At 42.0% G+C, this 12,173-nt stretch carries 9 protein-coding genes; 1 reads left to right on the top strand and 8 read right to left on the bottom strand.

Annotated features, from left to right (window positions below; all coding sequences use genetic code 11):
• Positions 1-298: 298 nt before the first annotated feature.
• The 5 genes from HXY43_RS25710 to HXY43_RS25730 form a co-directional block, all read right to left on the bottom strand.
• Positions 299-781, bottom strand: coding sequence for a HetP family heterocyst commitment protein (locus HXY43_RS25710; protein ID WP_026732925.1), 483 nt, complete (start codon positions 779-781; stop codon positions 299-301).
• Positions 782-852: 71 nt separating this feature from the next.
• Positions 853-2,100, bottom strand: coding sequence for an HlyD family efflux transporter periplasmic adaptor subunit (locus HXY43_RS25715; RefSeq protein ID WP_290889752.1), 1,248 nt, complete (start codon positions 2,098-2,100; stop codon positions 853-855).
• A gap of 981 nt (positions 2,101-3,081) precedes the next feature.
• Positions 3,082-6,366 carry a cysteine peptidase family C39 domain-containing protein gene (locus HXY43_RS25720; RefSeq protein WP_290889755.1) on the bottom strand — a complete coding sequence of 1,095 codons (3,285 nt, stop codon included), beginning with the start codon at positions 6,364-6,366 and terminating at the stop codon, positions 3,082-3,084.
• Positions 6,367-7,035: 669 nt separating this feature from the next.
• On the bottom strand, positions 7,036-9,489 hold the full coding sequence (locus tag HXY43_RS25725) for a GH116 family glycosyl hydrolase (RefSeq protein WP_290889757.1): 2,454 nt from the start codon (positions 9,487-9,489) through the stop codon (positions 7,036-7,038).
• Between the two features lie 180 nt (positions 9,490-9,669).
• Positions 9,670-9,834, bottom strand: coding sequence for a hypothetical protein (locus tag HXY43_RS25730; protein ID WP_290889760.1), 165 nt, complete (start codon positions 9,832-9,834; stop codon positions 9,670-9,672).
• Positions 9,835-9,870: 36 nt separating this feature from the next.
• Here HXY43_RS25730 and HXY43_RS25735 point away from each other — a divergent pair, with 36 nt between their 5' ends.
• Complete coding sequence (locus tag HXY43_RS25735; RefSeq protein WP_290889763.1) at positions 9,871-10,464, top strand: Uma2 family endonuclease; 594 nt, start codon at positions 9,871-9,873, stop codon at positions 10,462-10,464.
• A gap of 12 nt (positions 10,465-10,476) precedes the next feature.
• Here the strand turns inward: HXY43_RS25735 and HXY43_RS25740 are convergent, their stop codons facing one another.
• From HXY43_RS25740 to HXY43_RS27015, 3 genes are all read right to left on the bottom strand, one after another.
• Entirely contained in the window at positions 10,477-11,022 is a 546-nt protein-coding gene (locus HXY43_RS25740) for a GIY-YIG nuclease family protein (RefSeq protein WP_290889765.1), read from the bottom strand.
• 113 nt (positions 11,023-11,135) lie between these two features.
• Positions 11,136-11,459 (bottom strand): hypothetical protein, encoded by a 324-nt coding sequence (locus tag HXY43_RS25745; RefSeq protein ID WP_290889767.1) that lies wholly within the window; start codon positions 11,457-11,459, stop codon positions 11,136-11,138.
• 410 nt (positions 11,460-11,869) lie between these two features.
• A complete protein-coding gene (locus HXY43_RS27015; protein ID WP_367161514.1) occupies positions 11,870-12,040 on the bottom strand; it encodes a transposase in 171 nt (56 codons plus the stop codon).
• Positions 12,041-12,173 lie beyond the last annotated feature (133 nt).

Below are 12,173 nucleotides of genomic sequence, written 5' to 3' on the forward strand. Positions count from 1 at the left end.
AGCCTTCAAAACCTCGTTACCAGGTTCAACCTGGTAACGAGAATTAGAGCCAGAGGCTCTTGTTAAGTAAGAATGGAGCAAGATATCAGTATATCCTTCTGCCCTCTGCCCTTCTTTAACATCTCTTTAACATTCTTAACTGACCCTTGATATTCTACATAGGTGGCTATCAACAATCGAATAACATTTGATCCAAAATGATTTGCAGACAACCTCATCAGCCTGCCAAGCCATATAGTTTTAATTAGCATGGCAGGCGATATAAGACTCAATCAACTTTCCCTCGATATCGATTGACTCAAGAGATATTGTAGTTAAATTCACAGAATTTGAGTGATAAATCTTGAGTGCTTTCTGGTTTGAGTTCTGATTTGATTGATTGATATTCGCGAATTTGAGTTGTCAACCATTGATCTTGATTGCCACCTCGAATTTCTCTTTTTTGCTTGCCAACTACCTCAAGATAAGCAAGGTCTTTAATTTTGCTTAAGCAGCTTTGTGCCGGATTGCTGTCTGACCTTTTATCAGAAGGAAGCTTAGCAATTTTGAGATTTTCGTTGCGTTGTTGACTGGCTCTTTTCAATTGTGAGTTTTCTTTGATCAATCGGTTGTAGGTACGGTAAGGTATGTAATGCAAAGGATTGTAGCCCGCAAACCGCAGCATTAAAACACAAGCCCAGGAATACTTACCTGCAAGAATCGCTTCAACTAATTGATCAAATTGTTCCGAGTTCAGTGTTTTCTCTAAATTGCTAATATTGCTAGGTATGTCTTGGTTCATAGTGTTCATTGCCTTGGATAGAGTAAATAATGTTTGTTAGTTGTTGTGGTGAAGAGCGATGGAATTGATATTTATAAATTGCTCTCGCTTTTTTGCAATTCCTTAATTGGTTCAACGAACATATCAGCAATACGGCGGTTATGGATGATTTGGGCAGTAGCTGTTTGTCCAGCTTTGAAGTTAATGGCTTGATTGCGATTCAAAGCTACTTCTACCCGATAAACCCAGCCTAATTTCTCATCATGCTGAACATTAGGAGAGATTGACATAACACTCCCAAAGAAGATGTCTTTGTTTCCATTACTGTGAGCATCCTGTTGTCCAGTCTGGTCTTTTGGTAGTGTCTCGACCACATCTAGATGACCGGAATCAGCATTGAGTTTGATTTTTACTCGGTCTCCTTTGTTGACAAAGCCTACTTTTTGAGAAGGTAAGGTAGTAACCAAAACCAGAGGTGCATCAATTGGAGCAATTTCACCTAGGGTTTGTTTAGGTTGAATTACCTCGCCAGTGCTACTGATGTTTGAGGAGGATACAACCCCATCTATGGATGCATAGAGAGATTTTGGTTTTACCTCTGCTTTGGCTTGGTTCAGCAAAGTTTTAGTTTCGGTAATTTTGGTTTGCAACTGGGTTATTTCTGTTTGTAGTTGAGTCAGTAACTGTTGCTTGGCAGCTAAGGATATTTGAGGAGAAACGATACTTCCTGAGGCTGTTTGCTCCTCTGTTGCTGTCATAGCTACAGAAGTTACTGCTTTGGGCTGAGTTTGATACAGCAAAGTTTTTATTTGCTGGAGTCGTTGCTTTTTTACTTTTAGGTCATCAACCAAGGTGTCTATTTCTGCTACCAACTGACCAGCTTTGACTTTTTGGCCTTCTTTGACCGCAATCTTAACTTTGCCAAAATCCTGCGGTTGAAGTTGATAAAGCCTTCCTGATGGTATGAATTTTCCTTGGACTTGACTGATCTCTTCTATCTTTCCCGTACACGCCCAAACTACAACAGTCACAAAAAAAGCTAGACTACCTAGCAAGACAAGATAGGGAAGAACTGAAGGCCGCTGCTCCAACACTTTCTGCAAAGGTGTAGAGTATTTACCTGTACTCGTAATTTCTGCCTGGGAAGTGGTGGCCGTTGCGGTGTAGAAATTTGTGGGTAGTTCTGGTAAAGCTGCTCCTATTGAAGCGGCACTACCCCCATATACTGTTGCCATTTCAGGAGCCTGATTGTAGCAGGGATGCACATCCTGCGCTTTTATTTTTAAACTCTCTGATTGGCTTGAGGTTTCGACTGCATTTGACCTGATGATTCTGTCCATGAGCTGACCTAAAATCGGAAACCTAACTTGTGGTTTTAGATTTGATAAGGCAGTGACTGAGGCAAAAATTTACCTTTAGTCATGTCTTTATGACTGGTATGAAAAAGTCTCCGTTTGGCTCTTGGTAGATGCAGTTGTGCCCTCTTGAAAACTCGGCTCACTCCTAATTCAATTACTTTTCCCTGGCAAGTTATTGTATAAAGTTACACAAATATTAGGAGTATCTTAAGTAATACTGCGCTTTTCCTACAAGAGCGAAGAAAAAATCTTCATCCTTGATGTTCAAGAACAACATTCGTACTTATACTATTTTTTTCCATGAATGTCATCTGCTGATTTTGCATTTTTTCAAGTTCAATGTATTGAATATGCTTTCATATTTAAATAATTATTATACAACTTCAGTTTTGTCCACTAGTGTTAAATACAGTAGGGGTTTCGCCCCTCACCTACTATTGATTTTCAACTTTGTTTTTACTGGAGCTACTGGGAAAGTTTACCAGTAACTTTATTGATCAAATATCTAAAAATATGAATATGCGTATAGCAATTTGACCATCTTTACTTGGCATAAAAAATGATGATGATTTTTACAGTTAGAGCAATATACGTATTCTTTGCTTTTCCAGCAAAAACCTTGATTTAAATAGACTTACAAGCTAGCATTTTATTTCAAACTTACAGTTAACTTGTTGTTAATTTTGCTTGAAAATTGGCATATATTTTCTGGAAAATAGTTGTTAAAAATACCAAATTATGGTAAAATAATTAAATAACTATAAAAAGCATAGCTGTGATATAATCAAATACCTATCAAAAGTGTTTAACTATAAAAAAAGTAGCAGATAGACTCTATGTGGCACTACGAGGTTCTGCGAACTTCAAGAAAATTAAGTCGCAGTACATCTTTCTAGCTATTTTGAAAAAATTTTTTCATCTATGATGCGACCTAACTAAGTGATATAAGTGCGATCGCAGATGCTATTGCTGTTGAACTAAGTGGTAATAAAGACCACCAATTGTCATTAATTCTTGATGATTGCCTTGCTCAACAAGAATACCTCGGTCTAAAACGAGGATGGACTCAGCATGGCGAATAGTAGAGAGGCGATGGGCAATGATAAAGGTGGTGCAAGCCTCATAGGTGGGAGTAGAGACGTGCCATGGCACGTCTCTACAGGATTTATATGTATCGTGATGAACGTGAAATGGTTTGAAGCGACGGAAGCGAGCTAAATTTTGTTGAAATCGGTGTTCGGATTCGGTATCCAGGCAGCTTGTAGCTTCATCTAAAATTAGGATACGTGGTTTCCTTACCAATGCACGGGCGATCGCGATTCTTTGCCGCTGTCCACCCGAAAGCATCATTCCTCCCTCTCCAATACGGGTGTTATAGCCCCAAGGCAGTGCCTGAATAAAGGCGTGTGCGTCTGCAAGTTTGGCAGCGGCGATCGCTTGTTCTAAACAAATCTCGGCATCAAACAGTGTAATATTTTCTAAAATGCTGCCTACAAACAAAAAAACATCTTGCGGTACTACACCTAACTGACTACGCAACGATTGGGGAGAAACACTAGCGATATCATGCCCATCAATCAAAATTCGCCCACTATTGGGACGATTTAAACCCGCAAGTAAATTAACTAAAGTACTCTTACCAGAACCGCTCAAACCAACAATACCAACGGTCTGTCCTGCTTTGACTTGAAAGGAAATATTTTGCAGTGTGTAGCCCTCTGCATCGGCATTGTAACGGAAACAAACACGCTCAAAACGTACATCACCACGAATTGGAGGTAACACCAGTAGCGGTTTTTGGGAATATTCTTCCGGTTGGGTGGTTAAGACATCATTGAGACGTTCCAGAGAAATCAGTACCTCTTGAAACTCATCCCATAGCCCCACCAACGCCAAAACAGGGTTGATTGCGCTGCCAATGAGCATATTAAAAGCGACAAACTGACCAACCGTCATCTCCCTACCTATTACTAGAATCGCTCCATACCACAACAGTGTTGTCATACCGAGGTGATTAATCAAGCTAGTTGCTAGCTGTAAATTATTAGCCAGTTTCTGACCTCGAAACCTCGCTTGCACCATACTTGTGAAGCGTTCCTCCCAACGCCAGCGCATCACCCGTTCAGCAGCGATAGTTTTGATTGTGTTGATACCAGCGATCATTTCCACCATCGCGGAACTTTGCACTGCTGATTTTTGCAAAAGTTCTCGTGAGACATTTTTCAGGAATGGACTTGCTGCGGCAGTCAAAAGCACGATCGGTAGAATCAAAACCAACACCATCAAAGTGAGGCGCAAGTTGAAATATGCCATTAATCCCAGGTAGACAACCACCATCAGCGCATCCAAGCTGGTACTCACCGCTTGCTTAGTAAAAAATAATTGGATTTTGCGGTTTTCTTGAATGCGGGTAATGATATCCCCCGCCTGACGTGAAGCAAAAAACTGCAATGGTAAACGCAGCGTGTGGCTGATAAAACCACCGAGTAAGGTAATGTCCATGCGGTTGGAAAAATAGTCCAGCAGGTATTGGCGTACTGCTTGGACACTAATGCGCCAGATGCCGAAAAACAGAAAACCAAAGGCGAAGATATTGAGGCTAGTCAAGCTTTTATTTACCAATACTCGGTCAAGAACGACCTGAGTAATTAGAGGTGCTGCTAATCCAAAAACTGCCAGCAGTACCGAAGCAAGAATGATTTGCCCAAGTAGGTGACGGTGATGCCAAAAAGCTTGCCAAAAGCCACCAAAGGAAATTTTTTCATTCTTTTTGGTGTCTAAGCGTTCAGTAGGATACAGTAGCAGAGCATATCCTGTCCAATTAGCGTCAAATTCTTCACGCAAGAGCGATCGCTTACCGATCGCCGGATCGCAAATCAACACGCGATCGCCTTTTATTCGCCAAACAACCACGTAGTGAATTCCTTGCCAGTGGGCAATCCAAGGGTTAGTTTGCAACTCTAACTTGCTCAAAGAAGCCCTGACTGGTAAAGCATCGTAACCCAAGGTCTCTGCTGCATCTGCTAAAGCTGAGAGGGACGCGCCCATGCGGTCTGTTTGCGCTAAGTTTCGCAAGGTGTTAAGGCTGAAACGTTTGCCCCAGTAGAGGCTAATCATTGCCAAACATGCTGCACCACAATCTGAAGAACTTTGCTGTTGAACAAAGGGATAGCGACGCCACAACTTGCTAGCTGACCAACGCTGGTTTTTCAATTGTGGAAAGTCCATCTCTGCGGTGTTTTCCACTGGTTTTGGACTCTCTGAGTGTGGGTTCTCAGAAGACGTGGTTTCATTGACGCGGGGAGACTGTATTAATAAATTCTCCGCGTCCCCGTCGCCCCTAATCCCCACTCCCTGGCGGTCGTGAGGGGGGCGAGTTCCCCGTGTCCCCGTGTCCTCTTCTTCTGTGTCAGCTTTCACAACTTGCTCTCGTCCGCCCAAAAAAAATTCTGGTGCGATCGCATCATCTGACTGCCAATATTCTTTAGGTAGGTGGTATACTTGTAGATCCGTTTTGGCAATCCAATCTGGGATTGTGGTATCGGGGTATCCCCAGCTTTCTCCGACTGATGGTGGCTGAGTTTTTGCTGTGGAACTGATTATTTTTCCATGCACCAACCAAAAGCGCCCCAGGGAAAGGGGAGTTACTGATACCAAGGCTGAACCAGCACTTATTTTGGTTTGGACTAGGTAAGGTAAAAGCTTTCGTAGGGAATGGCTGGTATGTGAGCGTAACTCTGTATTGGTTTTGAAGAAAATCAACGCTTGTCGCTCACAAGCTAGTTGCCGCCAATAATCATCCAGAGTAGGTAGCCGCTGCAACCACTGATTGAGGTCATACAAGCGAATGTATGCCACAAAACCAGCACTAGCAGCGACTGCTCGGTAAGGTAAAGGTTGATAACAGAATAAATGGTCTGCTCCAAAAGTTTGCTCCACCAACAGTAACTGAGTTGGCACTTCTCGCCCAAAGGTAGCGTCAAACCCTAATAGCCGCACTCGGCCTTTGCAAACTAGGTAAAGAACATTATTGCTATCCTCCGTTTGTCTATCCGGAGTATAACTAGCCAAATCGTCACCTAATTGAAACTCACGCAGAACCCAAACTTGGCTAAAGTCGGATGCGAGGGTTGTGTCTCCAGTGACTATCTTTAAAAGCCTGAGGATAGTCTCTTTTGGAGTGAGAGAATGCTGATTAGTTGTATAAACATGCTCTCCCTGAACCCTTAACGACGAGTACGAGTTCATTGTTTAATTCCTGATGCCGTATAATCCCTGATATTTGAGTTAAATTATTAACTTATATTTTGAAGTACACTGTCGCGGTCAAAACGTGGCAAAAACTCTTCTGGTCAGAGCTTTTGCTTCACAATAGCAGCCTTTGAAAAACACGATTTTTTGTGTTTTTAATCACCATGTTTTTCCCTTTAAATTTTTAAGTTGCTTTTCGTACATTGTCTCCAAGGCTACGAATCAAAAATTGACATCACTAAAACAAGCAGACTCCTGCCTTGAGCTTATAAAACTCATAAACATTTGCTCTAGGCGTTAACTGCCCCTAAGTTGTTCTTTGAGGCACACGCCTAAAGACAGTAAAAACCGGCCAAAAAATCATTATATTACCATTTCTCCAACAGAATGCAACGGATAATTGCCCAAAAAGGCAGCTATGCACAAGAGATTAGTTGCATTTTTAGGAGAATTCATATTAGTCAATTACAAGCAATTGCAACGAAAACCGGATTCTTATGTCTAAGCGATCAAAAAAGATGGGGGATGGGGAGAATAGGGGAGTAAGGGAGTGGGAGATGGGGGGATGGGGAGAAATAACCACTGTAGGGGCGGGTTTAGCCATGATACTTATGAGCTTCGATGACAAAATGTCTATCAAAACCCGCCCCTACTAACCACTAACCACTAACCACTAACTCTTGACTCTTGACTCTTGACCAAATAAATTGCCCAAATTGCCATTGCCCGCAGGTAAGTACTGGCACGGAAAGTACCGACAGCAGTGATAGCTTCAGGTGTGCGGAATTGTAAACCATTTTCATAAATTTGTCGCACTACAGTTGCTGTCATGTTAATTGCTTCATCCTTCATTCCCATCTGCACCATAAAGGCCGCTAGACCAAAATTGATTCCTGTCCAGACTTCTAGGGGGTGAGTCGCTTGAGGATTTTCTGGTGAACCGTCGGGACGAAGACCATTCGCAGCACCAAACTGACCATTATGGAACTTGAGAAAGCAAGCATTGTAAACAGTTTTCAGTGCAGACAGAGCGCGATCGCTCGGTACAATATCAGGCAGCCCCAACAAACGCGCATAGAATTGTCCGCACAACTGATCTGCCATGACTACATCCGAACCACTGTTACTATCCAGTCGATAGTATTGCCCATTCCAAAGTTTTTCTTCATAGATAGGACGAGATTGTTCTAACCAAACTTCATAAATAGATTTTTGTTCTACTAACTCCTCTGTATTCTCTACGCCTCTGCGGTTTGTCAACAAAACATCACAAATTGCGATCGCAGCTTCTAACGCCGCCAACCATAGCCCACCACAATAAGCACTCACTCCCTGCAACCGCCAGTCATCAAAAGTTTGATCGGGTGCGCCGGAATTTTCCGGAATTCCATCACCATCTTTGTCAAAAGTTTTTAGATAGTTGAGGGTTTCCACAATAGCATGCCAACAGTCTGCCAGAAAATTCACATCGTCAGCACCCGTGAACAGAAAATCGCGGTATACCTGCAAAACAAAGTCACAACCTAAATCCTTCCACTGGTTACAATCTTGGTAACTGGTATAATTCGTCTTTTCCCAAACATGTTCGTTAGGTGCGCCCAAGTCGTGAGGTGTTGCCCCTGCAACCTTACGGAGAGCGAAAGGACTTTCTGCCCCGATAGTGAAATAGTAGCCAATTACACGAGTATTATTATCACTGGTAGGAATTGCCCGTGCAAAAGCGCGAATCACCGCTTTTTCTAGTTCTGGGAACAACATCAACAGAGCAAAAGAACCATAAAGCCGCACATCCAGGCTTTCATACCAGCGGTAGTCCAAGCACTCTAGCACCGCAAACTGACCGATAGAGTCCCGTTCACTTGCTGCACTCCACAGAGTACCACCAGCGGTGAGGTCGTAAAGCTCATTCAATAAAGCCATTTTGAACCAGTTTGGTAAATCTGCACGCTCAAGAATCGGTTGTTGCCATGCTTGAATCTGCGCTTGCCAGGTTTGGTATTGTTGTAGAGCAGTGGATGCGATCGCCCAAGCATTCTTGCCACTACGACCAAAAAAGTCAGAATATCTGCGGTAATAATTAATTCCTGCCGCAAATTCTGTTACAGGAAAATCCCAAGCCAGAACAAACGGAATTTGCAAGGTTTCGCCTGGTTGCAGAGTGAACCGCACAGCAAGGGCACTTCCGATCTGTTCTCCTTTAATTGCAGGAGTTTCATCTAGATAATTTGGTAAAGAACCATCTTTTCCAAAGCTTTTCCATAAATCTTCACCAGTACCAACCGGATTCCATCGAGAGTGGTAAAATACTTCCAAATTGGGATGTTTGCGCGTAGCAAAGCACCACTGTCCCTCTCCTTCCCGGACAGGTTGATTAATGCCAACACGACCTAAAATACAGCCTATATATTCAGTATTTTCAACTAGTTGATTGAAATTATCTTTGCTTTCTCCCAAGCGCGACTGGTACTCATAAACCGGACTACCATCATCCCGCATCTGTACTTCCGGGGATTTCAAGGCATTAGTAAACCAACCCACCATATTTTGCCAAGAGAGCATAATGCTGAGAGTTATCGGTGCGTTTGTCAGGTTATGTGCTGTCCACAAAAATATCGCTACAGGATAACTGGTTTCTTGGTAATTATTTGCCCAAATAGGAGAAAACTGCTCACAAGTTAATCGAGCTTTGTATACCCCTTCATAAACAAACCAACTACGGGGATACAAAGCATGGTAAGTACCAGTTATGCCGTCTGTCTTGCTTTCTTCATTTTTAATTGTCGTTGGATACCATTGCCAAGCTGCAAGGCTACCATCATCAGGCGGTTGCGTACACAAAGCGTAGGCTTGAGAAGAAGAACCATCTGACTCAAATACACTGAATTGACAGGTGGGAATATTTTTGAAGGTATGTTCGCCACCGTCAATGTGCCACAGATTAAAATCTCCCCGCGAAGAACGACCAATACAACCTGCACCAAAACCACCTAAAGGCATTCCGTGCCAAGGGCCATCATCAATATTGCTAGCGTAACGGACAGTGTAGGGTTTGTCCCAGCCTAAACCTATGGGACGACTCCAAGTGCAGGAAGGAATTTGCGGGAAGAATTGATTCGTCATTGCCTGAATTGACAGCTTGCAGTCACGATTATGAAGACTAGCGCGATGTGTAACTTTTCTCAAGTTGTCTGTGAAACAGGTATCCTGCCAATCGATAGATCAAAAATAAGCAGGATGCTTGCCGCCATTGGAACTCAACTACTACCGTAATTTTGCTTATTGTTAGGAAACTTACACTTCCTAACAGGCAAATAAAAAGGCTATCTGGCAACTTCCGACTGTACCAGAGATGGGCAGAATGCGATCGCCCTCGCTATCATCCCATCTTTCAAAATCCTCAAACAGAAGAAGCAAAAGCAGCCTGTGCAATCTGCCGTAAATATGTGTGGGATAAAATAAAATCACCCTGGCTGAGCCAAAAATCCTTTCTTATTATCCCTGATGCAAACTATTACCCTCAATGTCCCTCCCAGTGTGGCTCTAACAGATGAGCAATTTTATCATCTGTGCATGGCAAATGAAGAATGGCGTATGGAGCTCACGGCTGAAGGAGAATTAATTATCATGCCGCCAACAGGTGGAGAAAGTGGTATTAGAAATTCAGAGCTAAACCTACAAATAAGCTTATGGAACCGTCATACACGGCTAGGTTATGTCTTTGACTCCTCTACCATCTTTAAATTACCCAATGGTGCCAAGCGTTCTCCTGATGTTTCTTGGGTAAGTCGGGAACGATGGGAAGCTTTGTCTGTTGAAGACAGACGAGGTTTTCCTCCTCTTTGTCCAGACTTTGTAATTGAACTGCGTTCTGAAACCGATAGCTTGCCAAAATTACAAACCAAAATGCGCGATTATCTCGCCAACGGACTTCGCTTAGGTTGGTTAATTGATCCCCAAACTCCCTTAGTAGAAATTTACCGCCCCAATCAAGATGTAGAAACCCTCTACTTTTCCGAACAAATCCCACCCAATTTATCAGGAGAATCTGTATTAACCGGATTTATTCTTGACTTGGCTCCTCTTTTCAATCTTTAAATTGAAGCAGATTTATTTCAAATCAAGTAATCCTTCTTCCTTCAACTTTGGATGAAAACGAATTTGCGTTTGCAAACCCCGAACTTCTAACACTTTTAAAATCTCTGCCTCCACTCTTCGCGCTACATTTTTAACAATTTTGATTTTCGCCATTTCATCATTAGCAGGATTTTCATAATTTGCCTGTTCTTCAGCAGTCATTACCGCTTTAGCATTTATTGGCTGCGTCCATTTTTCCTTATCATCACTATTTCCCACAGGCACACTGACATTTTCTTCAATCCACGCCTTCTCAATATTTTCCAATACTGTGCGGCTGGGGCGTTCAATCGTTTGGACTTTCACCCAATAACATTTTTGTGGTTGACGCACTAAGTGTTGTTTGAGACTGAGATAGACATCACGAGAATATCCCACATATTGCAGTACTTGTTTTTGGTCAAAAATCGCGTATACTCCAATTTTTCCTTGCAGTTGTTCAGGTAATTGCCCGTCTTCGTCAATGTAAGCAATATATTCTAGACTTGCTAAAGGCGGAATATTTGTTTCAGTGGTCATAAGTTTAGTTCAATAGTTACAATTTAAAAAACTAGTAAAGAAGTCGTTATAGACGGATTGAATTGTGTTGAGCGCCAAAGTTTTCTTCTGAAGATAAAGTTTTAGATTCGCGTTTATCCTATTTTTCTATAAATCGCACAAAGGCGACTAGGCTGGAAGATTTTAGCTATAAACATGAAATTAGGTGGTACGTTAACAATGACATACTCATTAGATTCATGATATTTTTCAAATTCTGCTGGCATTCCTTTAGGAGTAGCTGTACTGTAAGGAACTGGTTGAAAAAGTAATTCTGTAAACTCTACCTTTTCACAGTGCAAATTTCTACAAATTTGATTTAAAAATGTTTCACCAGCCAATAATTTAAAGAGGTTTTCTTTTGCTTGTGGTTCAAGATTAAAATTGCCGTCGAAATTCTCAATAATTCTCAGAGTCATTTTCTTTACAGGTAGTTACGATCTACTTCAGATATTTAAAGAGCTAGCGGTAGGGAACAATGTCGTGTTTCCACTCAAGGTTACTAAAAAAACCACATTAAATTAGACTATTGGATTGCGTGACTATTGTCAGCAGGGAACAGCCGCTCTCTCAAATTAAGAATCGTGAAGATAAACCTTGTGGGGGGTACGAACAAGAGCAGAGTAGGGACGCTGCCTTCTGCAAAGGTCAAGAGTGATATGGAGAAGTAGAGGGAGTAAGGAAAGTAGTTAGTTTAATAACAACCAAGCATTGTACGGGTCGGTTTAGCTATGATATTTATGGGCGTCAATGACAGGAGATTTATGAAAGGCGAGGCGATGACGAAGTGACAGATAGCCTATCACTACACTATCTGTCACCGCAGCCACTATTCTCGCTCTTTCTGAGTTTGGATATACTTTCTCACTGCATCCTCTGAAATGTGTCCGACGCTTGCGTAATAGGTTCCTCGACTCCACAAGCCAGAACCCCAGAACTTACGCCCCTTGAGCTTTGGGAACTTGTTGAAGATGTGGACAGCAGAGATTGACCGAAACAATTAAAAATTAAAAATTTATTTTCGGGTACAAGCCCCTAATTTTAATTATGTAAAAAAAGAAACTGCGAAGCATCATTATTCAAGCCCCCAATTTTAATTGTGGGGATTTCAATTTTGAATTTTGAATTTTGAA

The organism is Fischerella sp., assembly GCF_013388695.1.
Lineage (GTDB): Bacteria > Cyanobacteriota > Cyanobacteriia > Cyanobacteriales > Nostocaceae > PCC9605.

Coding starts and splice junctions, on each gene's coding strand:
- HXY43_RS25710 (WP_026732925.1), bottom strand. CDS start 781: ATGAACCAAGACATACCTAGCAATATTAGCAATTTAGAGAAAACACTG.
- HXY43_RS25715 (WP_290889752.1), bottom strand. CDS start 2,100: ATGGACAGAATCATCAGGTCAAATGCAGTCGAAACCTCAAGCCAATCA.
- HXY43_RS25720 (WP_290889755.1), bottom strand. CDS start 6,366: ATGAACTCGTACTCGTCGTTAAGGGTTCAGGGAGAGCATGTTTATACA.
- HXY43_RS25725 (WP_290889757.1), bottom strand. CDS start 9,489: ATGACGAATCAATTCTTCCCGCAAATTCCTTCCTGCACTTGGAGTCGT.
- HXY43_RS25735 (WP_290889763.1), top strand. CDS start 9,871: ATGCAAACTATTACCCTCAATGTCCCTCCCAGTGTGGCTCTAACAGAT.
- HXY43_RS25740 (WP_290889765.1), bottom strand. CDS start 11,022: ATGACCACTGAAACAAATATTCCGCCTTTAGCAAGTCTAGAATATATT.
- HXY43_RS25745 (WP_290889767.1), bottom strand. CDS start 11,459: ATGACTCTGAGAATTATTGAGAATTTCGACGGCAATTTTAATCTTGAA.